Origin of the sequence: Brachybacterium huguangmaarense, assembly GCF_025725725.1 — a bacterium.
Classification (GTDB): Bacteria; Actinomycetota; Actinomycetes; order Actinomycetales; family Dermabacteraceae; genus Brachybacterium; species Brachybacterium huguangmaarense.
Map to the genome: position 1 here is coordinate 1,763,132 of NZ_CP107020.1, position 24,078 is coordinate 1,787,209.

At 72.8% G+C, this 24,078-nt stretch carries 26 protein-coding genes; 24 read left to right on the top strand and 2 right to left on the bottom strand.

Annotated features, from left to right (window positions below; translation table 11 throughout):
- Positions 1-103: 103 nt before the first annotated feature.
- The 11 genes from ftsZ to BRM3_RS07930 all read left to right on the top strand — a co-directional run bounded on the left by ftsZ (position 104) and on the right by BRM3_RS07930 (position 12,115).
- Complete coding sequence (gene ftsZ, locus BRM3_RS07880; protein ID WP_263592784.1) at positions 104-1,444, top strand: cell division protein FtsZ; 1,341 nt, start codon at positions 104-106, stop codon at positions 1,442-1,444.
- Positions 1,445-1,457: 13 nt separating this feature from the next.
- Entirely contained in the window at positions 1,458-2,204 is a 747-nt protein-coding gene (pgeF, locus tag BRM3_RS07885; protein WP_263592785.1) for a peptidoglycan editing factor PgeF, read from the top strand.
- 168 nt (positions 2,205-2,372) lie between these two features.
- On the top strand, positions 2,373-2,855 hold the full coding sequence (locus tag BRM3_RS07890; protein WP_263592786.1) for a cell division protein SepF: 483 nt from the start codon (positions 2,373-2,375) through the stop codon (positions 2,853-2,855).
- Positions 2,856-2,868: 13 nt separating this feature from the next.
- The gene (locus BRM3_RS07895) at positions 2,869-3,159 is read left to right on the top strand and encodes a YggT family protein (protein ID WP_263592787.1); all 291 of its coding nucleotides are present in this window, start codon (positions 2,869-2,871) and stop codon (positions 3,157-3,159) included.
- A gap of 169 nt (positions 3,160-3,328) precedes the next feature.
- Positions 3,329-3,997 carry a DivIVA domain-containing protein gene (locus BRM3_RS07900; protein WP_263592788.1) on the top strand — a complete coding sequence of 223 codons (669 nt, stop codon included), beginning with the start codon at positions 3,329-3,331 and terminating at the stop codon, positions 3,995-3,997.
- Positions 3,994-4,773 (top strand): signal peptidase II, encoded by a 780-nt coding sequence (gene lspA / locus BRM3_RS07905; protein ID WP_263592789.1) that lies wholly within the window; start codon positions 3,994-3,996, stop codon positions 4,771-4,773. The genes BRM3_RS07900 and lspA overlap by 4 nt, the downstream gene beginning before the upstream one ends.
- Positions 4,774-4,778: 5 nt before the next feature.
- Positions 4,779-5,696: an RluA family pseudouridine synthase gene (locus BRM3_RS07910; RefSeq protein WP_396127038.1), complete on the top strand. Its 918-nt coding sequence runs from the start codon at positions 4,779-4,781 to the stop codon at positions 5,694-5,696.
- Positions 5,697-5,722: 26 nt separating this feature from the next.
- Complete coding sequence (locus BRM3_RS07915; RefSeq protein ID WP_263592791.1) at positions 5,723-6,460, top strand: hypothetical protein; 738 nt, start codon at positions 5,723-5,725, stop codon at positions 6,458-6,460.
- Positions 6,461-6,674: 214 nt separating this feature from the next.
- The gene (dnaE, locus tag BRM3_RS07920; RefSeq protein ID WP_263592792.1) at positions 6,675-10,229 is read left to right on the top strand and encodes a DNA polymerase III subunit alpha; all 3,555 of its coding nucleotides are present in this window, start codon (positions 6,675-6,677) and stop codon (positions 10,227-10,229) included.
- A 69-nt stretch (positions 10,230-10,298) separates the two neighbouring features.
- On the top strand, positions 10,299-11,639 hold the full coding sequence (gene hisD, locus BRM3_RS07925) for a histidinol dehydrogenase (protein WP_263592793.1): 1,341 nt from the start codon (positions 10,299-10,301) through the stop codon (positions 11,637-11,639).
- Positions 11,636-12,115 (top strand): GNAT family N-acetyltransferase, encoded by a 480-nt coding sequence (locus BRM3_RS07930; RefSeq protein ID WP_263592794.1) that lies wholly within the window; start codon positions 11,636-11,638, stop codon positions 12,113-12,115. Before hisD ends, BRM3_RS07930 begins: the two co-directional genes overlap by 4 nt.
- On the opposite strand, the gene BRM3_RS07935 is transcribed toward BRM3_RS07930, so the two are convergent.
- Positions 12,096-12,509, bottom strand: coding sequence for a DUF3054 domain-containing protein (locus BRM3_RS07935; RefSeq protein WP_263595429.1), 414 nt, complete (start codon positions 12,507-12,509; stop codon positions 12,096-12,098). The genes BRM3_RS07930 and BRM3_RS07935 overlap by 20 nt on opposite strands.
- 99 nt (positions 12,510-12,608) lie before the next feature.
- Between BRM3_RS07935 and BRM3_RS07940 the strand changes: the two genes are divergently transcribed.
- The 8 genes from BRM3_RS07940 to BRM3_RS07975 all read left to right on the top strand — a co-directional run bounded on the left by BRM3_RS07940 (position 12,609) and on the right by BRM3_RS07975 (position 18,962).
- Positions 12,609-13,754 carry a histidinol-phosphate transaminase gene (locus BRM3_RS07940; protein WP_263592795.1) on the top strand — a complete coding sequence of 382 codons (1,146 nt, stop codon included), beginning with the start codon at positions 12,609-12,611 and terminating at the stop codon, positions 13,752-13,754.
- Positions 13,751-14,368 (top strand): imidazoleglycerol-phosphate dehydratase HisB, encoded by a 618-nt coding sequence (gene hisB, locus BRM3_RS07945; protein WP_263592796.1) that lies wholly within the window; start codon positions 13,751-13,753, stop codon positions 14,366-14,368. Before BRM3_RS07940 ends, hisB begins: the two co-directional genes overlap by 4 nt.
- Positions 14,365-15,021 (top strand): hypothetical protein, encoded by a 657-nt coding sequence (locus tag BRM3_RS07950; protein ID WP_263592797.1) that lies wholly within the window; start codon positions 14,365-14,367, stop codon positions 15,019-15,021. Before hisB ends, BRM3_RS07950 begins: the two co-directional genes overlap by 4 nt.
- A gap of 10 nt (positions 15,022-15,031) precedes the next feature.
- Positions 15,032-15,793, top strand: a complete 762-nt coding sequence (hisH, locus tag BRM3_RS07955) for an imidazole glycerol phosphate synthase subunit HisH (protein ID WP_263592798.1) — start codon at positions 15,032-15,034, stop codon at positions 15,791-15,793.
- Positions 15,790-15,954: a hypothetical protein gene (locus BRM3_RS07960; protein ID WP_263592799.1), complete on the top strand. Its 165-nt coding sequence runs from the start codon at positions 15,790-15,792 to the stop codon at positions 15,952-15,954. Before hisH ends, BRM3_RS07960 begins: the two co-directional genes overlap by 4 nt.
- Positions 15,955-16,047: 93 nt before the next feature.
- Positions 16,048-16,782 (top strand): bifunctional 1-(5-phosphoribosyl)-5-((5-phosphoribosylamino)methylideneamino)imidazole-4-carboxamide isomerase/phosphoribosylanthranilate isomerase PriA, encoded by a 735-nt coding sequence (gene priA, locus BRM3_RS07965; protein WP_263592800.1) that lies wholly within the window; start codon positions 16,048-16,050, stop codon positions 16,780-16,782.
- Positions 16,779-17,639 (top strand): SseB family protein, encoded by an 861-nt coding sequence (locus BRM3_RS07970; RefSeq protein WP_263592801.1) that lies wholly within the window; start codon positions 16,779-16,781, stop codon positions 17,637-17,639. Before priA ends, BRM3_RS07970 begins: the two co-directional genes overlap by 4 nt.
- A 3-nt stretch (positions 17,640-17,642) precedes the next feature.
- Positions 17,643-18,962: an MFS transporter gene (locus BRM3_RS07975; protein ID WP_263592802.1), complete on the top strand. Its 1,320-nt coding sequence runs from the start codon at positions 17,643-17,645 to the stop codon at positions 18,960-18,962.
- Positions 18,963-19,083: 121 nt separating this feature from the next.
- On the opposite strand, the gene BRM3_RS07980 is transcribed toward BRM3_RS07975, so the two are convergent.
- Positions 19,084-19,485, bottom strand: coding sequence for a DUF1844 domain-containing protein (locus tag BRM3_RS07980; RefSeq protein WP_263592803.1), 402 nt, complete (start codon positions 19,483-19,485; stop codon positions 19,084-19,086).
- Positions 19,486-19,855: 370 nt separating this feature from the next.
- On the opposite strand from BRM3_RS07980, the gene infC reads away from it, so the two are divergent.
- The 5 genes from infC (at position 19,856) to BRM3_RS08005 (ending at position 24,026) form a co-directional block, all read left to right on the top strand.
- The gene (gene infC, locus BRM3_RS07985) at positions 19,856-20,452 is read left to right on the top strand and encodes a translation initiation factor IF-3 (protein ID WP_263592804.1); all 597 of its coding nucleotides are present in this window, start codon (positions 19,856-19,858) and stop codon (positions 20,450-20,452) included.
- 40 nt (positions 20,453-20,492) lie between these two features.
- On the top strand, positions 20,493-20,687 hold the full coding sequence (rpmI, locus tag BRM3_RS07990; RefSeq protein WP_263592805.1) for a 50S ribosomal protein L35: 195 nt from the start codon (positions 20,493-20,495) through the stop codon (positions 20,685-20,687).
- Between the two features lie 55 nt (positions 20,688-20,742).
- Entirely contained in the window at positions 20,743-21,123 is a 381-nt protein-coding gene (gene rplT / locus BRM3_RS07995; RefSeq protein ID WP_263592806.1) for a 50S ribosomal protein L20, read from the top strand.
- A 79-nt stretch (positions 21,124-21,202) separates the two neighbouring features.
- On the top strand, positions 21,203-22,012 hold the full coding sequence (locus tag BRM3_RS08000) for a TrmH family RNA methyltransferase (RefSeq protein ID WP_318152397.1): 810 nt from the start codon (positions 21,203-21,205) through the stop codon (positions 22,010-22,012).
- Between the two features lie 10 nt (positions 22,013-22,022).
- Positions 22,023-24,026 carry a bifunctional copper resistance protein CopD/cytochrome c oxidase assembly protein gene (locus tag BRM3_RS08005; protein WP_263592808.1) on the top strand — a complete coding sequence of 668 codons (2,004 nt, stop codon included), beginning with the start codon at positions 22,023-22,025 and terminating at the stop codon, positions 24,024-24,026.
- The last annotated feature ends 52 nt before the right edge of the window (positions 24,027-24,078 follow it).

Below are 24,078 nucleotides of genomic sequence, written 5' to 3' on the forward strand. Positions count from 1 at the left end.
CACCCCGAAGTCTGAACCTCAAGTCGAGGTCGAGGGTTCGGGACGAGGTGCCGGATCGCCCCCTGACCAGCAGCAGCGCACCCCCAGAGCTAAGGACGTACCCGTGGCCGGATCCCAGAACTACCTCGCCGTCATCAAGGTCGTCGGTGTCGGCGGCGGCGGCGTCAACGCCGTCAACCGCATGATCGAGTCCGGCCTCAAGGGCGTCGAGTTCATCGCCATCAACACGGACGCCCAGGCCCTCCTCATGTCGGACGCCGACGTCAAGCTCGACGTGGGCAAGGAGCTCACCCGCGGTCTCGGCGCGGGCGCCGATCCCGAGGTCGGCCGCAAGGCCGCCGAGGACCACGCGGAGGAGATCGAGGAGGTCCTGCGCGGGGCCGACATGGTCTTCGTGACCGCCGGCGAGGGCGGTGGCACCGGCACGGGTGGTGCGCCCGTCGTCGCCAAGATCGCCCGCAGCCTCGGCGCGCTCACCATCGGCGTCGTGACCCGCCCCTTCACCTTCGAGGGCCGTCGCCGCTCGACCCAGGCGGAGTCCGGCATCGCCGCGCTGCAGACCGAGGTCGACACCCTCATCGTCATCCCGAACGACCGCCTGCTGTCGATCGCCGACAAGCAGGTGTCGATGCTCGACGCCTTCAAGTCCGCGGACCAGGTGCTGCTCTCCGGTGTCCAGGGCATCACCGACCTCATCACCACCCCCGGTCTCATCAACCTCGACTTCGCCGACGTCAAGTCCGTCATGCAGGGCGCGGGCTCCGCGCTCATGGGCATCGGCTCCTCGCGCGGCGACGACCGTGCGCTGCAGGCGGCCGAGCTGGCCGTCTCGAGCCCCCTGCTCGAGGCGAGCATCGACGGCGCCTACGGCGTGCTGCTGTCCATCCAGGGCGGCAGCGACCTGGGCCTGTACGAGGTCTCCGAGGCCGCCCGCCTGGTCCAGGAGGCCGCGCACCCCGACGCGAACCTCATCTTCGGCGCCATCATCGACGACGCCCTGGGCGACGAGGTCCGCGTGACCGTCATCGCCGCGGGCTTCGAGTCCGGCGGCCCCACCCCGCGCAAGGACCTCGGCCAGCAGCAGCGTCCCGCCGCCGGCCAGGGCCAGCAGGCCCCGCGCACGGGTCGCACCGAGCCGCGCCCCGCGGTCGTCTCGCGTCCGTCGGAGAACATCGGCGCGTCCCGCTCGGGCGGGGCGGGCGCCTTCGCCGGCACCTGGGGTGCGCCGCAGCAGACCTTCACCCCCTCGCGCCCCGTCGTCGAGGAGGACCCGCAGGTCGATCCGGCGGACCAGGAGTACGACGCCCCCCGCACCCAGGAGGAGGCCCCGCGCCAGGAGGAGCCCCAGGCTCCCCAGCGTCCGGAGCCCGTGCGTCCGCCGCGTCTCGAGGCCGAGGGCCCCGACGACGATGACGACCTGGACCTCCCGTCGTTCCTCAAGTGAGACCACGCCGTCCATGAGCGGAACCGACCTGCCGGCACGGGCCTCGCGACTTCGCGGGGCCCGTGCCCTGTTCACGACGCGCGACGGCGGCGTCTCCGGTGCGCCGTACGCGTCGCTCAACCTCGCCCGGCACGTGGGCGACGACGAGGGCGCCGTCGCGGCCAACCGTGAGCGGCTGCGCGCCGCGATCGGCGTCGACGTCGTCTACGTCGACCAGGTCCACTCGGCGGATGTCGCGGTCGTCGGCGAGGGCGACGAGCCGGACGGCGGTTCGGTGCGCACCGCCGACGCCCTTGTGACCCGGCGCGGCGACATCGCGCTCGCGATCATGGTGGCCGACTGCCTCCCCGTCCTGCTCGTCGACGCGGAGGCGGGCGTCGTCGGCGCCGCCCATGCGGGACGCGCGGGGCTGCTCGGCGGCGTCCTCGAGAACACGGTCGCCGCGATGCAGGCGCTCGGCGCCGACGTCGAGCGGGTGCGGGCCGAGATCGGGCCGAGCGTGTGCGGATCGTGCTACGAGGTGCCCGCCGCGATGCGCGCCGACGCCGAGCGCACGCTGCCGGGCATCGGGGCGACGACGCGCCGCGGCACCCCCTCGCTCGATCTGCGCGCCGGGGCGGTGCTCGCCCTGACCGGCGCGGGCCTGCGGGCCGGGCACGTGCTGTCCGACGCGCCCTGCACGGTCGAGGACGAGCGCTTCTACTCCTATCGCCGCGAGCAGCGGACGGGACGGCTCGCCGGTGTGATCCGGCGCGCGTGATCCGACACGCCCGCCGTTCGCGCCGTGTCATTGCAAGCACGGGGCGGCGGCCTCGGGTACGTTCGACCCGTGGCCTCCGCGCGCTCCCCGCGCTTCCCCGGGGCCGACCGAACGTTCGATGAAGCGCCCGAGCATCCGCTCGGGCCGACCCAACCGGGAGATCAGACCATGGGTGCATGGCACAACGCGATGGTGGCGCTCGGCCTCGCCAACGAGGTCGACGACGAGTACTACGAGGACGAGGCGGACCGTCGTGAGACCGCGGCGGCTCCCGCCCGGCGCACCGAGGCCGCCGAGAATCATGAACGGGAGGCCCAGGTGACCCCGATCCGCCAGCGACCGAGCGTCGTTCCCGCTGCCGCGGGCGTCGAGGAGTCCATGCACCGGATCACGACGATCCACCCGCGCGCGTACAACGACGCCAAGGCGATCGGCGAGTCCTTCCGCGAGGGCGTGCCGGTCATCGTGAACCTGTCGGACATGCAGGACGGCGACGCCAAGCGCATGGTCGACTTCTGCGCCGGGCTCATCTTCGGCCTGCGCGGCGACATCGAGCGCATCACCTCCAAGGTCTTCCTGCTCAGCCCCGAGTTCGTCGAGGTGGACGGCGACAGCTCCGCCGACGAGGGCAGCTTCTACAACCAGAGCTGAGGCCGGTTCGCTCGTGCAGATCGTCTTCGGGGTCCTGTACCTCGTCCTCTGGCTGTATCTGTTGGTGCTGCTCGCGCGCCTCGTCATCGACTGGATCCAGAGCTTCGCGCGCTCCTACCGTCCGCGCGGCCTCGTGCTCCTGCTGTTCGAGGTCGTCTACACCCTGACCGATCCCCCCGTGCGCACCCTGCGACGCCTGATCCCGCCCCTGCGGCTGGGCGGCATGATGCTCGATCTGAGCATGTTCATCCTGCTGATCGTCGGCTGGATCGTGCTCGGCGTGCTCGCCCGCCTCGCGTTCTGAACGGCCCTCCGAGGAGCCGCTCGCAGGGAGCGCATCGAGCCCCCGCGGCCTGAGAGAAACCTCCCGGCTCCGCCCCTCGACATGTGCGGGACTTATCGGAGGATTCGGCTACCCTGGTCCTGCTGAACCGGAGTCGCACGACTCCACCACCCAGACGAGAAGGTGACCCATGGCACTCATGCCCGAGGATCTGCAGAACAAGCGGTTCACTCCGGTGCGGTTCTCCGAAGGCTATGACATGGACGAGGTGGACAACTACCTCGACAACGACGTCATGCCGCGCCTCCAGGAGCTCATCGACGAGAACGCCCGCCTGACCCAGGAGCTCGAGGCGGCCCGCAACCGCATCGCCGAGCTCGAGTCGGGCGAGAGCGCCCCCGCAGCCGTCTCCGAGGAGACCGAGGAGACCACGGGCGAGGAGGCCCCCGAGGCCGCCGTCGAGAGCGAGCCGGTCGAGGTCGAGGAGACCGAGGTCGTCGAGGCCGTCGAGGCTCCCGCCCCGGCCGTCGAGTCGTCGGTTCCGGCCGATGCCGCCGGCATCATCGCCCTGGCCAACCGGCTGCACGACGAGCACGTGCGCAACGGCGAGGAGGAGCGCGACCGCCTCATCACCGAGGCCAACGCCGAGTCCCGCCGCATCATCGGCGAGGCCGAGGAGAAGTCCCGCTCGACCCTCGAGGCCCTCGAGACCCAGAAGGCCGATCTCGAGAAGTCGATCGACGGTCTGCGGACCTTCGAGCGCGACTACCGCAACCGGCTGCGCAACTACCTCGAGAACCAGCTGCGCGAGCTCGACACGAGCGACACCCAGGACCAGCAGGCGACCTTCGGCCTGTGAGCCCGACTCCCTCTGCAGCAGCGAACGCCGGACGCGACGCGTCCGGCGTTCGCCGTGTCGAGCGCACCGGTCTGTCCCGCACGGTCGCGATCGTCGTCGCCGTCGTCCTCGCCGCGGTCATCGTCGTGCTCGACCAGCTCTCCAAGCACTGGGCCGAGACCTCGCTCGCGGTGCTCGAGCCGCGGGCCGTCGTCGGCGAGCTGCTCCAGTTCCGCCTGCTCTACAACTCCGGTGCCGCCTGGGGCATGGGATCGGGCATCACGCCCGTCGTGACCCTCGTGCAGATCGCCATCTGCATCGGCGCTCTCGTCTACGTCGTGCGCTCGGTGCGCTCGGTGCCGTGGGCGCTCGCGCTCGGCTGCATCGTCGGCGGCGCCCTCGGCAACATCCACGACCGGATCCTGCGCGCCCCCAGCCCGTTCCACGGCGAGGTCGTCGACTTCATCGAGCTCCCGCACTGGCCCGTGTTCAACGTCGCCGACATGGCTGTCGTGGTCGGGGCCGTGCTGATCGTCCTGCTGGGCGTGCTCGGGGTCGCGTCCGACCCGGCCGCCCGTGACCAGACGGCCGACGCTGCGGAGACGTCGGCTGCGGAGACGGCTGCCGCCGACACCTCTGCCGTCGAGGCGTCCGCTGCCGCGGACGGAGCCGGTGAGGACGCGAGCGGATCAGACGCCGCGGCGGACACCGCGGCCCCGACCGGGCGCGAAGCGGCAGACGACCAGGACGCCATGGGAGACCACGGCGTCGGGAGCGCCTCGGAGCGACGTCCGTGAACGACATGCGCACGGTCCCGGTGCCCGACGGGCTCGCGGGGGAGCGGGTCGACGTCGGCATCGCGCGCCTCTTCGGGCTCTCGCGGACGCGCGCCGCGGACCTCGTCATGAACGGCGCCGTCGACCTCGACGGGCAGATGCCGGCACGCTCGACGCGCCTCGAGCCCGGCATGATGCTGACCGTCGAGATCCCGTCCGAGCGGCCCGCCGTCGAGGTGCGGCCCCTGATCGCGCCGGGCATGCGGCTGGTCCACGAGGACGACGACATCATCGTGGTCGACAAGCCCGTGGGCGTCGCGGCCCATCCGAGCGCCGGCTGGGACGGCCCGACCGTGCTGGGGCACCTGGCCGCGGCGGGCGTGCGCATCACGGCCGGCGGGCCGCCCGAGCGCCGCGGCATCGTCTCGCGCCTCGACGTCGGCACGAGCGGCCTCATGGTCGTCGTGAAGTCCGAGCGCGCGTACCCCGTGCTCAAGGAGGCGTTCAGCTCCCGCCGCGTCGACAAGGTCTACCACGCCCTGGCCCAGGGCCATCTCGACCCGCGGGCCGGCACGATCGACGCCGCGATCGGCCGCTCGCCCCACCACGACTACAAGTACGCCGTCATGAGCACCGGCAAGCACGCCGTCACGCACTACGAGGCGCTCGAGGAGCTGCCGGGCGCCGACCTGTTGCGCGTCAAGCTCGAGACCGGGCGCACCCATCAGATCCGGGTGCACCTCGCGGCCATGCGTCATCCGCTCGTGGGCGATCCGCTGTACGGGGCCGATCCGACGTTCGCGGCCCGGCTCGGCCTCGTGCGCCAATGGCTGCACGCGATGGAGCTCTCCTTCGTGCACCCGGTGCGCGGAAGCCGGGTCACGTTCACCTCGCAGTACCCGGACGACCTCCAGCACGCCCTCGACGTGCTCCGCGAGAGCTGATCCGGACGACGCGATAGCGTCGGGGCATGACCGACGAGCCCGACCGTCCTCTTCCCGCGCACGGGGCGCTGGATCGTCCCGACTTCCCGTTCTCACGGGTCGCGAGCCTGCTGGGCCTCGACCCCGCCGGTGCGGAGGTCGCCCTGCGGGACGCCGAGCGCTCGCGCGAGGCCGTCCGCGACGCCAGCCGCGCCTACCTGGCCGCCGACGACGACCGACGGGCGGGGCGCACCCCGTCGAGCCCGATCGCGGCCCACCCCGACTTCCCGACCGGGGTCGGGATGAGCCTCATCGGCGCCGGCGTGCTGTGGGGCGAGACCGCCTACGTGCCCGCGATCGCGCTGCGTGCGGCCAAGGACCGCTTCCTCGACGGCGACGACGAGCTCGCCGCGAGCTTCGTCGCCCTCGTCCAGCAGACCGCGCTGCCGGGACGCGACGACGCCGAGGCCTGGGGCGCCGAGTCCCTCCTCGTCTCGCTCCTGCAGCGCTCGGGCAGCGCGTCCGACGCCGACGCCCTGGCCCGCGACCTGGCCGCCCACGCCGTGCCGATCGACCTGTGGCGGGACGACGACCCGGTCCTGCCCGACGACTCCCTCGCCTGGCACGGCGGCGCGCTCGTCGAGGGCATGGGGCCGCGACGCGACGAGCGCTCGCTGAGCGTCGAGGGCGTCGAGGACTACCTGCAGCGCCTCATGACCGAGATGCTCCGCGACGCGGAGGCCGAGGACGACGGGGGCGGACCGGGGGAGGCCGCCGGGTCATGACGTCACGGGTGGTGTAGATCCCACCGCCTGACGCCAGGCGGCTCCCTGGTCGAGGTGCAGCTCGCCGCTCTCAGCGCCCGCCATCCCGATCGCGCGCGCCGCCACGAGACGCGACGGCGCATCCCTTCGGATCGGGCCGGCCCCGTGATCCTCGCGACGCCGTCGCCGGCTCCTGAGCGCCCCGTTCGTCGGGCCCCGTCGCTACCCTTGATCCATGGCTTCCGACGACTTCGTGCACCTCCACGTCCACACCGACTACTCCCTCCTGGACGGGGCCGCGAAGATCTCCAAGCTGGTCGACGAAACCGCACGTCAGGGCCAGAAAGCCATCGCCATCACGGACCACGGCTACGTCTTCGGCGCCTACGAGTTCTACAAGACCGCGGTGGCCGCGGACATCAAGCCCATCATCGGCGTCGAGGCCTACGTGACCCCCGGGACCAGCCGCCACGACCGCACGCGGCAGCAGTGGGGCACCAAGGCGCAGCAGGACGCGGGCGACGACGTCTCCGCGCGCGGCGCCTACACGCACCTGACCCTGCTCTCGCGCACCACGGCGGGCATGCACAACCTCTTCCGCCTCGCCTCGTCCGCGAGCCTCGACGGCCAGATGGGCAAGTGGCCCCGCATGGACCGCGAGATCCTCAGCACCTACGCCGACGGGCTGATCGCCTCGACCGGTTGCCCCTCGGGCGAGATCCAGACCCGCATCCGCCTGGGCCAGTGGGACGAGGCGGTCAAGGCCGCCGGCGAGTTCCAGGACATGTTCGGCAAGGAGAACTACTTCGTCGAGCTCATGGACCACGGCCTCGATCTCGAGACCCGCGTGACCAAGGACCTCATCGCCCTCTCGAAGCAGATCGGCGCGCCGCTGCTGGCCACCAACGACCTGCACTACGTCACCGAGGACGACGCCAAGATCCAGGACGCGCTGCTGTGCATCAACTCCGGCTCCACCTTCGACACCCCCGGCCGTTTCAAGTTCGACGGCTCGGGCTACTACCTCAAGTCCGCCGCCGAGATGCGCGAGCTGTTCCGTGAGCTGCCCGAGGCCTGCGACAACACGCTGCGCGTCGCCGAGATGTGCGACGTCTCCTTCACCACGACGGCCGAGGGCGCCAACTTCATGCCCGTCTTCCCGACGCCGCCCGGCGAGGACGAGCACTCGTGGTTCGTCAAGGAGGTCCAGCGGGGACTCGAGTACCGCTTCTCCGCGGGCATCCCCGACGCCGTGCAGAAGCAGGCCGACTACGAGGTCTCCGTCATCACCCAGATGGGCTTCCCGGGCTACTTCCTCGTCGTGTCCGACTTCATCCGCTGGGCCAAGGAGAACGGCATCCGGGTGGGACCGGGCCGTGGCTCGGGCGCCGGCTCGATGGTGGCCTACGCGATGCGGATCACGGATCTCGACCCGCTCGAGCACGGCCTGCTGTTCGAGCGCTTCCTGAACCCCGACCGCGTCTCGATGCCCGACTTCGACGTCGACTTCGACGATCGCCGCCGCGGCGAGGTGCTCGAGTACGTGACCCGCAAGTACGGCGACGACCGGGTGGCCCAGGTCATCACCTACGGCGTCATGAAGACGAAGAACTCGCTCAAGGACGCCTCGCGCGTGCTCGGCTACCCGTACGCGATGGGGGATCGCCTCACCAAGGCGCTGCCCCCCGCCGTGATGGGCAAGGACATCCCGCTCTCGGGCATCTACGACCCCGAGAACAAGCGCTACGCCGAGGCCGGCGAGTTCCGCCGCATGCTCGACGAGGACCCCGACGGCCAGAAGGTCTTCGAGATCGCCCAGGGCGTCGAGGGGCTGACCCGCGGGTGGGGCGTTCACGCGTGCGCGGTCATCATGTCCAGCCACACCCTGACCGACATCATCCCGATGATGCGTCGCCCCTCCGACGGGCAGATCATCACGCAGTTCGACTACCCGACGTGCGAGACGCTCGGCCTGCTGAAGATGGACTTCCTGGGGCTGCGCAACCTCACCGTCATCTCCGACGCCCTGGACAACATCACGCGCAACGGCAAGGAGGCGCCGGATCTCGAGACCCTCGGCTTCGACGATCCGCCCACCTACGACCTCCTGCAGCGCGGCGACACCCTGGGCGTGTTCCAGCTGGACGGCTCGGGCATGCGCACCCTGCTGCGCCAGATGAAGCCCGACAAGTTCGGCGACATCTCCGCGGTCTCGGCCCTCTACCGTCCGGGCCCGATGGGCATGAACTCCCACACCAACTATGCGCTGCGCAAGAACGGGCTGCAGGAGATCGCTCCGATCCATCCCGAGCTCGAGGCCCCGCTCGCGGACATCCTGAACGAGACCTACGGGGTGCTCGTCTACCAGGAGCAGGTCATGCAGACCGCCCAGAAGGTCGCGGGCTACAGCCTCGGCGAGGCCGACATCCTGCGCCGCGCCATGGGCAAGAAGAAGAAGGCGGAGCTGGACAAGCAGTTCGTGTCCTTCGAGGCCGGCATGAAGGAGCGCGGATACTCCGACGCGGCCGTCGCGGCCCTGTGGGAGACCCTGCTGCCCTTCGCCGACTACGCGTTCAACAAGTCCCACTCCGCCGCCTACGGCGTGGTCTCGTACTGGACCGCCTACCTCAAGGCGAACTTCCCGACCGAGTACATGGCGGCCCTGCTCACCTCGACCCAGGAGAACCGCGACCGCCTGGGCCTGTACCTGGGCGACTGCCGCCACCGGGGCATCACGGTGCTCCCGCCGGACGTCAACGAGTCCGACATGTACTTCTCGGCCGTCGGCGACGACATCCGCTTCGGGCTGTCGGCGGTGCGCAACGTCGGCGCGAACGTCGTCGAGGCGATCCTCGCGGCGCGCGCCGAGAAGGGCGCGTTCACGTCGTTCACCGACTTCCTCGACAAGGTGCCGCTCTCGGTGTGCAACAAGCGCACGATCGAGTCGCTCATCAAGGGCGGCGCGTTCGACTCCCTCGGCGCCAACCGCCGCTCCCTCGTGCTGATCCACGAGGACGCCGTCGACTCGGTGGTCGACGTCAAGCGCAAGGAGGCGCAGGGCCAGTACGACCTGTTCGGCGAGGCCCTGTTCGGCGGCGACGGCGCGGAGACCGGGTCGAGCGCGACCATCACGATCCCCGACCTGCCCGAGTGGGACCGCAAGGAGAAGCTCTCCTTCGAGCGCACCATGCTGGGCCTGTACGTCTCGGACCACCCCCTGCAGGGTCTCGAGCACGTGGTCGCGCAGAACTCGACGACCGCGATCAGCGCGCTCGCCGACGAGGGCGCCGTCGAGGACGGGGCCATGGTCCAGATCGCGGGGCTCATCACGTCCCTGCAGCGCAAGACCACCAAGAAGGGCGACATGTGGGCGATCGCCACCGTCGAGGACCTCGAGGGCTCGATCGACTGCCTGCTGTTCCCCTCGACGTACCAGACCGTCGCGACCGAGCTCGCCGAGGATCTCGTGGTCTCCATGAAGGGACGCGTCGACACCTCCAAGGGCATGCCCGAGCTGCGCGTCATGGAGATGACGATCCCCGACACCTCCCACGCGGGCGGCGACGGCCCGGTGACGATCTCGCTCCCGGCGCTGCGCTGCACCGAGCGGGTCGTGACCGACCTGCGCGGCGTGCTCGAGGACAACCCGGGCATGAGCGAGGTCCGCGTCAAGCTGCTCGAGCCCGGCCGCGCCACCCTCATGCGGCTCGACACCCGGCTCTCGGTCACCCCGTCGGCCGCGCTGTACGCCTCGCTCAAGGCGCTGCTGGGCCCCGGCTGCCTGCAGTGACGTCCTGGCCCGCCCCGTGCGCCCGGACATGCCGTCGAGCGCTCGCGGGCGACGCCTAGACTCGCCTCCATGCCTCTGATCTCCGTCACCGACCTGCGCGGGCGCGACCTCTCCGCAGCCCAGCTGCGCGCGGCCGTGCCCCGCCCCGAGCTCGACGTCGACGCGGCCATCGCCTCGGTGCATCCCGTCGTCGCGGCCGTGCGGGAGCGCGGCGCCGAGGCCGTGCTCGAGGCGGGGGAGCGGTTCGACGGCGTGCGCCCCGAGCACCTGCGCGTCCCCGCCGAGGTGATCGAACGGGCCCTCGCCGAGCTCGATCCGGCGATCCGTCGTGCGCTCGAGACGGCGATCGACCGCGTCCGGGCGGTCGACGCCGCCCAGCGGCGCGAGGACGACGTGGTCGAGGTCATCGACGGGGGGATCGTGCGCCAGCGCTGGATCCCCGTCGAGCGGGTCGGCCTGTACGTGCCCGGCGGCCGGGCCGTGCTGCCCAGCTCCGTCGTCATGAACGTGGTGCCGGCCCAGACCGCCGGCGTCTCGCAGATCGTGCTGGCCTCTCCGCCGCAGAAGGACCACGGCGGCTACCCGCACCCCACCATCCTGGCCGCGTGCGCGCTGCTCGGCGTGACCGACGTGATCGCCGCGGGCGGCGCCCAGGCCATCGCCCTGCTCGCCCACGGCGCCGACGACCTCGGCGACGGCACCCTGCTCGACCCGGTCGACCTCGTCACCGGCCCCGGCAACGTCTACGTGACGGCCGCCAAGCGGCTCGTGCGGGGGACCGTCGGCATCGACGCCGAGGCGGGCCCCACCGAGATCGCGATCCTCGCCGACGAGAGCGCCGACCCCCGGTTCGTCGCGGCGGACCTCATCTCCCAGGCCGAGCACGACCCCCTCGCGGCGAGCGTGCTGGTCACCGACAGCCCGCGGCTCGCCGCCGACACCGAGGCCGAGCTCGCCGTCCAGGTGCCGCAGGCCCGCCACGCCGACCGCATCCGCGAGGCCCTGGGCGGACGTCAGAGCGGCGTGATCCTCGTCGACGGCCTGGACCAGGGGCTCGCCGTGGTCAACGCGTACGGCGCCGAGCACCTCGAGATCCACACCGTCGACGCCCCGGCCGTCGCCGCGCGCGTCACCAACGCCGGTGCGATCTTCATCGGTCCCCACAGCCCCGTGAGCCTCGGCGACTACGCGGCCGGCTCCAACCACGTGCTGCCCACCGGCGGCGGCTCCCGCTTCGGCGGCGGCCTGGGGGTGCAGTCGTTCCTGCGTGGGATCCACGTGATCGAGTACGACGAGCGCGCGCTCGACGCCTCCCGCGAGGCCGCCCGCACCCTCGCCGCGGCCGAGGACCTGCCCTCGCACGGGCGGGCCGTCGAGATCCGCTTCGACGGCGAGGGGCAGAGCCGATGACCGCGTGGACGATCCGCGAGGCCCGCCCCGACGACGTCGCGGCGATCCACGCGCGCATCGTCGACCTCGCCGTGTACGAGCGCGAGCCCGAGGCCGTGACCGGCACCGCGGCCGACCTGCACGACGCCCTGTTCCGCGAGGCCCCCGCCGTCTTCTGCCACGTGGCCGAGCTCGACGGCGAGGTCGTGGGCATCGCCCTGTGGTACCTGACCTACTCGACGTGGGAAGGCCACCACGGGATCCACCTCGAGGACCTCTACGTCATGCCCGAGCACCGCGGCACCCGGATCGGCCTGGGCCTCCTGCGCACGCTCGCCGGCATCTGCGCCGCTTGCGGCTACCGCCGTCTGGAGTGGTCGGTGCTCACCTGGAACCAGCCGTCGATCGACTTCTACGAGGCCATCGGGGCGCGGCCCCAGGAGGAGTGGATGACCTACCGCCTCGACGGCGAGGCGCTCACCGGCTTCGCGGCGTAGACCCCTCGGTCCGCGTCGCCGCGGGCCGTGCGGAGGTGCGCCGCTCGCGCCGCGTCACGAACGACGCGACGGCCCGCCAGCCCAGCATGAACACCGCGAGCACGACCGCGGTGACGATGACGAACGAGGGCTCCGTGCCGGCGCCGAACAGCGTGCGGATCGCCATGGCGGCGACGATCGTGATCGCCCAGATGAACACGCCCTGCGGCCACAGGCCGAAGGGGCGCCGCCACGAGCGGATCGCGAGGTGCCCGAGCAGCATGCCGAGCACGAACGGCCAGGACACGTAGCCGACGCTCGAGGCGGTCAGGCCCTCGTGGTGCTGGAGGAGCCCGATCGCCACGAACAGGAGGACGGCGAGGACATCTGCAACGAGGGAACCGAGGGCACGCATCACCCGACCAGGGTAGGCCACCGCTCCGGGCCCGCTCCCAGCCTCGGCACGGCCTGGACGGCCGACGGCGGGCGGCCGCAGGGCCTCTACGATGGAGCCATGCCACAGCTCGACCTCGCCTCGCCCGACACCGCGCTCCCGGCGGTCCGCGACGACCTGCTCGGGCTCGAGCCCTACGGCGCGCCCCAGATCGATGTGCCGCACCTGCTGAACGTCAACGAGAACCCGTTCCCCCCGTCGGCCGCGCTCGCGGAGGACCTCGGCCGTGCCGTGCGCTCCGCGGCCGCCGACCTCAACCGCTACCCGGACCGCGAGTTCCTCGACCTGCGCAAGGACCTCGCGGCCTTCCTCGCCGACGAGTCCGCGATCGACGAGCCCCGCGCCGAGCAGGTGTGGGCCGCCAACGGCTCCAACGAGATCATGGTCCAGCTGTTCCAGGCCTACGGCGGGCCGGGCCGCAGCGCCCTGTCCTTCACGCCGCACTACTCGATGTACCCCGAGTACGCGCGCGACACGTTCACCGCCTGGGTCACGGCCGAGCGGGGCCCGGCCCCCGAGTTCGCGCTCGACGCCGACGCCGTGACGGCCGCGATCGCCCGTCATCGCCCCGCGATCGTGCTGCTGACCAGCCCCAACAACCCCACCGGCACCGCCCTCGAGCTCGACGTCGTGCGCGCCGCCGCGCGCGCCCAGGCCGAGCACCGCGGCCTGCTCGTCGTCGACGAGGCCTACGGCGAGTTCCGCCGCGACGGGGTCCCGAGCGCGCTCACCCTGCTGCCCGAGCACGCCAACCTCGTCGTCTCCCGCACGATGTCCAAGGCCTTCGCGCTCGCCGGCGCCCGTCTCGGCTACCTCGTGGCGGACCCCGCGATCGTCGACGCGGTGCGCGTCGTCCGCCTGCCCTACCACCTGTCGGCCGCCACGCAGGCCGTCGCCCGCACCGCGCTCGCCCACCGCGCCGAGCTGCTGGGCCAGGTCGCGACCCTGCGCGCCGAGCGCGACGCGCTCAGTGCGCATCTCGTGCGGAGGGGCCACGACGTTGCGCCCTCCGACGCCAACTTCATCCTGTTCCGCACCGTCGCCGACCGCCACGACGTGTGGCAGCGCCTGCTCGACCGGGGAGTCCTGATCCGCGAGGTCGGGCCCGCCGGCTGGCTCCGCGTGTCCGTCGGCACCCCCGACGACAACGCCGCGTTCCGCGACGCCCTCGACATCGCCGATCCCGTGGAGGCCGACCCCCGATGACCCGTTCCTCGACGTCCCCCCGCACCGCGAGCATCAGCCGCGCCACGCGCGAGTCCGACGTGACCGTCACGCTCGACCTCGACGGCACGGGCCGCTGCGACGTGTCGACCTCGGTGCCCTTCTTCGACCACATGCTCACGGCGCTCGGCACGCACGCCCGCTTCGACCTGACCGTTCAGGCCACGGGCGACACCCACATCGACGTCCACCACACCGTCGAGGACACCGCGATCGTCCTGGGCCAGTGCCTGCGCGAGGCCCTCGGCGACAAGATCGGCATCGCCCGCTTCGGCGACGCCACCATCCCGCTCGACGAGGCTCTGGCCCAGTGCGTCGTCGACGTCTCCGGACGTCCGTACTGCGTGCACACCGGAGAGCCCGAGGGCCAGGAGTACCACCTCATCGGCGGCCACTTCACGGGCTCCCTCACACGCCACGTGCTCGAGTCCCTCGCCCACCACGCCGCGATCTGCCTGCACATGCGGGTGCTCGCCGGGCGCGATCCCCACCACATCGTCGAGGCCCAGTTCAAGGCGCTCGCGCGGGCCCTGCGCGCGGCGTGCGAGATGGACCCGCGTGTGACGGACGTGCCCTCCACGAAGGGAGCGCTATGACCACCCCGGACGACCCCCGACCCGGCGACGGGCGCCCCGATGACGACATCGACGCCGAGTTCGCCCGTATGATGGAGGGTCTCGACCTCGAGGAACCCGAGCCCCCGAGCGCCGATGCGACCTCGGACGCGGACGGCGAGCTCACCGAGCTGACGGTCGAGGACGTGCTCGGCACCGCCGAGGGTGTCGAGGATCCCGACGCGCCGCGCCCGATCGCGGTCGTCGCGACCTCGGTCGCGTCGGCCAAGGCCCTCGCCGGCGCCCTGCGGCTCGCGAGCGACACCCGGTCCGAGACGGCCGAGACCCCCGAGGGCACCCACATCCTCGACACCGACTCGGGCGCGATCGCCCTCGGCGCGCTCGACGAGACGAGCGCCCACGAGCTCGCGGCCCAGATCTCCGGCGCCCTGCAGCGCCTGGGCATCGTGCTGTTCTGGCGGCGCGGCGACCGCATGACGGCGACCCGCTACCGCCAGGGCGAGCGCGGCGAGGACGTCTCGCCCACGATCCTCCTGGGCGGCGTCGCCCCCGCGGTCGAGCAGCTCCTGCTCGGCAGCGTCGACGCCGAGGAGCTGGGGGAGGGGATCGACCCCCGCGGCGTCACCCGCATGCAGGCCCTGCGCTGGATCGCGACCGGACGGCGGAAGAGATGAGCACCGAGGCATGAGCACAGAGACCACCCCCGAGGAGACCACGACGCCCGCGGCGCCCCGCGCCCCGCGCGTGGTCGTGCTGGACCACGGCAGCGGCAACGTGCGCTCGGTCGTCCGCGCCCTCGAGGCGGCGGGCGCCGAGGTGTCCCTGACGGCCGACGCCGCACAGGCCCTCGAGGCCGACGGGCTCGTGGTCCCCGGGGTCGGCGCCTTCGCGGCGACCATGGACCAGATCCGTGCGGTCGACGGCCCCCGGATCATCGAGCGGCGCCTCGCGGGCGGCCGCCCGGTGCTCGGCATCTGCGTCGGCCTGCAGGTCATGTTCGACGCCGGGACCGAGCACGGCGTGCGCGCCGAGGGCCTGGGCGAATGGCCGGGCGAGGTCACCGCGCTGCAGGCCGCGATCGTGCCCCACATGGGCTGGAACACGGTCGAGACCGCCGACGGATCCCGCCTGTTCGCGGGCGTCGAGGACGAGCGCTTCTACTTCGTGCACTCCTACGGCGCGCGCAGCTGGGACCTCGAGGCGCATCCGCGTCTGCTCCCGCCCCAGGTCAGCTGGGCCGTGCACGGCGGCGACCGCTTCGTCGCCGCGGTCGAGAACGGTCCGCTCACGGCCACCCAGTTCCACCCCGAGAAGTCCGGCGCGGCCGGTGCCCGTCTGCTCCGCAACTGGCTCGACACGCTGCCCGCGGGCGCTGCGGCGCCCGGCACGGCGAGCGGGCCCGGTGCTGCGCCGGCCGACGGGCCCGGGACGGAGCCGCCCGCATGATCCTGCTCGCGTTCCTGATGCTCGCGGTCGGGGGCATCCTGCTCGGCGGGTCCTGGTCGTTCTTCCGCCAGAAGAAGCCGTGGTGGGCGGTCGCGCTCATGGCCGTGCTCGGCGTGGTGTGCGTCCTCATCGCCTTCTGGCGCATCCAGCAGGGCGTCTGACCCCGCCGCACGGCGCCGCGACGAGCGCCTCCCGCGCTCGCCGCCCCCTTCGCTACGCTCGTCCCATCCCCGCTCTCTCCCCGAGGAGTCCCCATGAGTACGCCCCGCCTCGAGCTGCTGCCCGCCGTCGACGTCGCCGGCGGCAAGGCCGTCCGCCTCGTCCAGGGCGAGGCCGGATCCGAGACCGACTACGGCTCGCCGCTCGACGCCGCGCGCGACTTCGCCGCGGCGGGCGCCGAGTGGCTGCATCTCGTCGACCTCGACGCGGCCTTCGGGCGCGGCTCGAACCGTGAGCTGCTCGCCGAGGTCGTGGGCTCGGTCGACCTCAAGGTCGAGCTGTCGGGAGGCATCCGCGACGACGCCTCCCTCGAGGCCGCCCTCGCGACGGGCTGCCGCCGCGTCAACCTGGGCACGGCGGCCCTCGAGGACCCCGACTGGACCGCATCCGTGATCGCCTCGCACGGCGACCGCATCGCGGTGGGCCTCGACGTGCGCGGGACCACGCTCGCGGCCCGTGGCTGGACCCGGGAGGGCGGGGACCTGTGGGAGACCCTCGCGCGCCTCGACGACGCCGGCTGCTGCCGCTACGTCGTCACCGACGTCACCAAGGACGGCACCCTGCGGGGCCCGAACCTCGAGCTGCTCGCCGAGGTCGCGCGCCGCACCGACGCGGCCGTCGTCGCCTCGGGCGGCATCTCCGCGCTCGCGGACCTCGCCGCGCTGCGCGAGCTCGTGCCCGCAGGCGTCGAGGGCGCGATCGTCGGCAAGGCCCTCTACGCGGGGGCGTTCACCCTGCCCGAGGCGCTCGAGGTCGCCGGCCTGCCGTGACCGAGCACCGCCCGCACGAGCATTCCCGCGCCGATGCCGCCCGGCGCTCCCTCCCCGCCCACTTCCGCGACAAGAGCGCGCTGACCGACACGGCCGGCACCCCCTGGGCGGGACGCGACTACGCCGTGAGCCCCTTCCCCGACGACGACGGGCGCGCGCCCCGCGCCCTCGCGGACGCCCTCGCGGCTCGCCACCGCGGCGAGGACCAGGATCTGCGGGGCCTCGCCGCGGCCCTGCGCGGGACCCGTGTGCTCGTGCCGATCATGGCCGTCGCGACCGAGCACGGCGAGACCGCGCACGGCCTCGTCGGCGACAACGGCGCCGACATGGCGATGGTGACCCTCGAGGGCCCCGGCGGCGAGAAGGCTCTGCCGCTGTTCAGCTCGGTCGAGGCCCTCGCCGCCTGGCGACGCGACGCCCGCCCCGCGCCCGTCGTCGCCGAGCAGGCCGCCCAGGCCGCCGTCCAGGAGGGCTGCACGGCCCTGCTGCTCGATCCCGCCAGCGGCCCCGCGCCCGCCGACGCGGCGGGCGCCGACCCTGCCGAGAGCCGCCCCACGCCCGTCCTGCTGCGACGCTCGATCCTATGGGCGCTCGCGCAGGGGCGCGTCTGGGTGCCGCCCGCCGAGGACCCCGCCGTGCTCGCCGAGCTCGACGCCCTCGCCGCGGCCCTGCCCGAGGTGATCGCCCTGCGGCCCGCCGCCGGCGCCGCGCGCGAGGTCGACCTGCACGTCCGCCTCGTGCCCGGCCTGGACCCCGAGGCCGTGCGCGCGGTCGTCGCCCGTCTCGGCGAGGCGCTCGGCCGCTCGGTCGTGGTCGCCGAGCGCATCACGTCCCTGCGACTGACCCTGGAGGGCTGAGCCGTGGCGCTCGCCGCCTACCGGGACGTCGTGCGCTCTCCCGGCGTCATGCCCGTGCTCGTCCTCGGGTTCCTCGCGCGCATCCCCTTCTCGACGCTCTCCCTGCTGTTCACGCTGCACGCCGTCTACCGGCTCGACAAGAGCTACCTCGAGGCCGGCCTCATCGTGACCGCCTCGACCCTCGGCATGGCGATCTCCTCGCCGTGGAGGGGCCGCCTCGTCGACTCCCGCGGCCTGCGCCGCGCGGTCGCGCCCTCGATCGTGGTCCAGTCGCTCACGCTCGTCGTCGCCGCCTTCGTGCCCTACGGCGCCCTCGTGGGTCTCGCCTTCGTCGGCGGCCTGTTCTCGCTGCCCGTGTTCTCGATCGTCCGCACCTCGCTGGCCGTGCTGGTCTCCGCGCGGATGCGCCGCACCGCCTTCGCGCTCGACTCGGTCATCACCGAGGTCGTCTTCATGATCGGCCCGGCGGCCGTCGCGGCCCTCGCCTTCACGATCGGCACCCCGCTGCTGCTGATCGTGGTCGGGGTGAGCGTCGCGGTCGCGGGCATCGGCCTCGTGATCGCCGACCCGCCCACCCGCTCCGACCAGGTGATGCTGCCGACCAAGCTCCCCGGTGCGCTGCAGTCCATCGAGGACGCCGCCCTCGCGCATGCCGACGGCCTCGGCGACAAGCGGCTGAGCGAGGACCTCACGACGGGTGCCATCCCCGTCGTGGACCCCGGTACCAAGGCCTCCGCGCGCCGTCAGCTGCTGACCCTCGGCGGCATCGCGCTGCTCGTGGCGACCGCGACCTCGAACGTCATCCTGACCGCCACCGACCTCGGGCTCGTCGCGCTGCTCAAGCAGGTCGGGTCCGAGAACCTCGTGGGCCTCGTCATCACGGTGTGGTGCGTGGGCTCGGCGCTCGGCGGCATCGTCTACGGGGCGATCACGCGCGAGGTGAACCCGCTGTGGGTGATCGGCGCGCTCGGACTGCTCACGATCCCGATCGCGCTCGCCCACTCGGTCCCCACGATCGCGATCGCGTGCTTCCTGGCCGGTCTCGCGTGCGCGCCCTCGATCACCGCGACGGGCGAGGCGATCTCGCACCGGGTGCCCGAGGAGGCGCGCGGCGAGGCGATGGGCTGGCACGGCAGCGCCATGACGATCGGAGGCGCCGTGGGCGGCCCCGTGATCGGCGCCGTGATCGACGGCTGGGGACCGTCCTGGGGCATCGGCAGCGCAGGCCTGCTGGGCGTGGCGATCGCCCTCGGCGGTCTCGCGGCGATGCGGGTGCACCGCACCCGCGTGCGCGCGCGGCTCGCCCGGGAGCTCGGCCGCTGAGACGGCCCGCCCTGATCGCGCCGGAGTCGTCCGCGCCCGGCCGCGTGCGCGTCTGATCCCCGCCCGGTCGCGTGCGCTCCGTCGCGTGCGCGTCGCGCCCGCGGCCGCCCCCGGCGCGCGCTCAGCGGCTGACGCGCCCCGTCCACTTCTCGCCCGGGGCCTCGCCGGGCTGGTCGGGGAAGGGCAGCGCCTCCGCGAAGGCGAGCTGGAGGGTGCGCAGGCCGTCGCGCAGCGACCGGGCATGGTCGCCCCCGATCTCGGGGGAGGCCGCCGTCACGAGACCCGCGAGAGCCGTGATCAGCTTCCGGGCCTCGGCGAGATCCTGGTAGTGACCGATCTCCTCGTCCTCGGCGAGACCGATCTTGACGGCCGCCGCGCTCATGAGGTGCACGGTCGCCGTCGTGATGATCTCGACCGCCGAGACGTCCGCGATGTCCCGCGCCGAGCCCGCGGCGTCGACGCCCTCGGTGCCCGCAGGCGTGGTCTCCTCCGGGTCGGGCGTGGGGTGGGAAGTGGTGTCCATGGTGTCCTTCGCAGTGGGGACGGGCCCGGATCGGGCCCCCGTGGAAGGCTACCGTCGGGCACGGCGGGCGACGCACGTCACCCGCCGTCCCCTTCCGCTGCGGGCATGCCCTGGTATACTCGATCCCCGGAACATGCCGTTCCTCCGTTCAAGTGGAGTCCCCTCCCACCTCACGACGACCTGCCGAGCCCCGCTCGGCACCCGGTCTGTCGTCGGGTCCTTGCGATCGAGAGCCTCGCGCTCTGCCGATCCGCGGCGCCGCGCGCCGCACTCCTGGGGCCTCCGCCGACGGCGGGGGCCTTCGTCATGTTCGGACGAACCGAGGTGAGGAGCCACCATCAGCGAACAGCGAATCAACGGCCAGATCAGGGTGCCGAAGGTCCTTCTGGTCGGCCCTGCCGGCGAGCAGGTCGGCATCGTGCGTGTCGAGGACGCCCTGCGGCTGGCCGCAGAGGCAGATCTCGATCTGGTCGAGGTCGCACCGGGCGCGAACCCGCCCGTCTGCCGTCTCATGGACTACGGCAAGTACAAGTACGAAGCCAACATGAAGGCGCGCGAGTCGCGGAAGAACCAGGTCAACACGGTCCAGAAGGAGATCCGGATGGGCCTGAAGATCGACAAGCACGACTACGAGACCAAGCGCCGCAACGTGGAGAAGTTCCTCCAGGGCGGCGACAAGGTCAAGGTCATGATCCGTTTCCGCGGCCGTGAGCAGTCCCGTCCCGAGATGGGCACGCGACTGCTGGCCCGCATGGCGGAGGACGTGGCCGAGTACGGCTTCGTCGAGTCCCACCCGCGCCAGGACGGTCGCACGATGGTGATGGTCCTCGGGCCGACCAAGAAGAAGGCCCAGGCGCGTGCCGAGGCCCGCAAGCGCAAGAGCGATGCCGAGAAGGCCGAGCAGCGCGAGCAGCCCGACGCCCCGGCGGCCTCCGCCGACGCGGCGGGCGAGAGCACCCCGGCCTGACCTCAGGGTCGGTCCGGATCAGATACGAAGGAGAAGGCACATGCCCAAGAACAAGACCCACTCGGGCACCAAGAAGCGCGTCCGGGTGACCGGAAGCGGCAAGCTCATGCGCGAGAAGGCCAACGCACGTCACCTGCTCGAGCACAAGTCCAGCAATCGCAAGCGTCGCCTCGGTGGGGACACCACCGTCGACAAGGCGAACACCAAGCAGGTCAAGCGACTCCTGGGCCGCTGAGCCCCGCGGGAGCTTCCTCCCGCAGCCCTGAACGTCACCGAAGAAGGAGAATCACGTGGCACGCGTGAAGCGGGCGGTCAACGCCCAGAAGAAGCGTCGGGAGATCCTCGAGCAGGCGAGCGGTTACCGCGGTCAGCGCTCGCGCCTGTACCGCAAGGCCAAGGAGCAGGTGCTCCACTCGGCTACCTACAACTACCGCGACCGCAAGGTCCGCAAGAGCGACTTCCGTCGCCTGTGGATCCAGCGCATCAACGCGGCCGCCCGCGCCAACGGCATGACCTACAACCGTCTCATCCAGGGTCTGCGCCTGGCCGAGATCGAGGTCGACCGCCGCATGCTCGCCGAGCTCGCCGTCAACGACGCTCCCGCGTTCGCCGCGCTCGTCGAGGCCGCCAAGGGCGCCCTCCCCCAGGACGTCAACGCGCCGGCGGCGTGACCCCTCGGGTCCCCACGCGCCGATGACACGTCACAAACGCCCGGAGCAGGCTCCGATCACGTCCCCCCGATCCGATCGGGTGCGGAGGATCGCCGCCCTCTCCGGGCGTTCGGCGCGCCGGAGGACGGGCCTGATCCGCGCCGACGGCCCCCAGGCCGTGCGCTCCCTGCTCGCCGAGAGCCCCGACACGGTGCGCGAGCTGTTCCTCACCGAGCGCACGAGCGCCGCCCACCCCGAGCTCGCCGAGCTCGGACGGGCGGCGGGGGTGAGCGCGCGACTCGTGCCCGAGCACGTGGTGCGGGCGCTCGTGCGCGGCGACCAGGAGGGCGCCGGCGACGACGTGCCCTCCCCGCAGGGCGCGGTCGCGGTCGCCGAACGCCCCGCGCTCGGCTGGGAGGCCGCCGTCCACGCCCTGCCCGCCGCCGGCCCCGTCACCGTCGTGGTGCTCTGCGAGGTGCGCGACCCCGGCAACGTCGGCACGATCGTGCGCACCGCCGACGCCGCCGGCGCCGACCTCGTGCTCCTCACCGAGGACAGCGCCGATCCCTTCGCGCCCAAGGCGGTGCGCTCGAGCGCCGGCAGCGTCTTCCACCTGCCCGTCGTGCCGGGCGCCCCCGTCCAGCCGCTGTTCGCCGCGCTGCGGGCCCGCGACGTCGCCCTCGCGGTCACGAGCGGATATGCCGCCACGGACCTCTTCTGCCTGGACCTGCCGCCGCGTCTGGCCTGGGTCCTGGGCAACGAGGCGCGCGGGGTGGACGCCGCCGCCCTCGCCGCCGCCGACCATGCGGTGAGGATCCCGCTGGCCGGGCGCGCCGAGTCCCTCAACGTCGCGACCGCGGCGACCGTCTGCCTGTTCGAGACGCTGCGCCGACGCCCGGACCGTCCATGACCGAGCGTCCATGAGCCGATCCCGCGCCCCTCACGGTGAGGACGGGGCCGTCCCCGCACGCCCCCACGGCGCGCTCATCGCGCTCGGCGCCGTGGTGCTCGCCGCGCTCGTCGCCCTGCTGGGCATCCTGAGCACCGGCGCAGCCGTGCCGGGCCGGCTCGTGCCCGCCCCCGGCCTCGTCACGTGGGGCACCCCCGTCGTGCGCGCGCTCCACCACGGCGCCCTGCTCGGCACCGTCGGGTGCGCCTGGATCGTCGTGCTGCTGATGCCGCCGCCGCACCGTGAGGACGGCACCCGCCTGGTGGGCGCCCGCGCCCACCTGGCGCGCCTCGGCGGGGCGTGCGCGCTCGTGTGGGGCGCCGCGAGCCTGGCCCTCATGCTGCTCGGCGCGGCCGAGGCCGTCGGCGGCCTCACGGACCTGTGGTACGTGGCGCTGTCCACCGAGCTCGGGCGCACGCAGCTCGCGGTCGCGATCGCCGCCGTGCTCGCCGCGGCGTTCCTCCTGCTCGGCCGCTCCACCGTGGCCTCGGCGTGGGGCCTCGCGGCGGCGATGCTCGGGGTGGCCCTGCTGGGCCTGGCCGGTCACGCGGGCTCGAGCCTCGACCACACCAACGCGGTCAACGCGATGGCGCTGCACCTGGCGGGCACCGCGATCTGGGCCGGGCCCCTGCTCGTCATGCTGTGCTGTCCGCGGGTGATCGGCGAGGCCATGCCCGTCGTCGTCCGCCGCTTCTCCCCGTGGGCGCTCGCCGGGGTCGCCGCGCTCGCCGTCTCGGGCGTGCTCAACGCGTCGATCCGCCTCGACTCTCCGCTCGACGTCGCGACCACCGCGTACGGGCGGCTCGTCGCGCTCAAGGCCCTCGGACTCGTCGCCCTCGCCGTGCTCGGCGCCGTCCAGCGCAGGCGCCTGGGCGACGCGCTGCGCTTCCGACATCTCGCGCTCACGGAGTCCGTGCTGCTGGCCGCCGTGATCGGGCTGTCGATCGCCCTGTCCCGCAGCGCCCCGCCGGTGCCCCAGGACGTCCCGGCGACCGGGCAGCTGCGCATCCTCGCGCTCGTCGGCTACCTGCCGCCGCACGCCGACTTCTCCGTCGCCTCCCTGTTCACCCAGGCCCGGCCCGACTGGGTGGCGACCGTGATCGCCGCGACCATGGCCGGGCTCTACCTCGCCGGGGTGCTCCGCCTGCGCCGGCGCGGGGACGCCTGGTCGCTCGGGCGCACGATCCCCTTCGTGCTCGGCTGCGTGGCCCTGTGGTGGGTCACGAGCGGCGGGCCCGCCGCCTACGGCCGCTTCCGCTTCGACGCGCACATGGTCCAGCACATGGCGATGATGATGATCGTGCCGCCGCTGTGGGTGCTCGGCGCCCCCGTCACCCTGCTGACCCGCGCCGCGGCGCCCCGCACCGACGGCTCGCGGGGGATGCGCGAATGGGTGCTCGCCGTGCTCCACAGCCGCTACAGCCGCGTCATCTCGTTCCCGCCGATGGCGGGCGCGATCTTCGCGGGCTCGCTCATCGTCTTCTACTTCTCGCCGCTGTTCGAGCTGGCCCAGTACACGCACGTCGGCCATGTCGTGATGACCGTGCACTTCCTGCTCGCGGGCTACCTGTTCGCATGGGTGCTGATCGGCATCGACCCCGCGCCGCGGCCCCTCAACCCCGTGCTCAAGCTCGTGACGCTGCTCGTGACGCTCTCGTTCCACGCGTTCTTCGGGGTCGCCGTGGTGAGCGCGACCTGGATCATCGCCCAGGACTGGTACCACGCGCTCGGGATGTACACCGACGCGCAGCTCGCCCTGATCCAGACCCGGGGCGGATCGATCATGTGGGGGGTCTCGGAGATCCCGACCCTCGCCTACGCGATCATCCTCGCCGTGCAGTGGACGCGGTCGGAGGAGCGCCGCGCCCGCCAGTACGACCGCAAGGCGGCCCGCGACAACGACGCCGAGCTCACCGAGTACAACGAGTACCTGCGCTCCCTGCGCCAGAAGGACGGGCCGGGCCGGCCCCGCTGAGCGCCCCGCCGTGCCCGGCGGCGCAGCGCTGGCGCCCCGCCCGGGCCCCGGG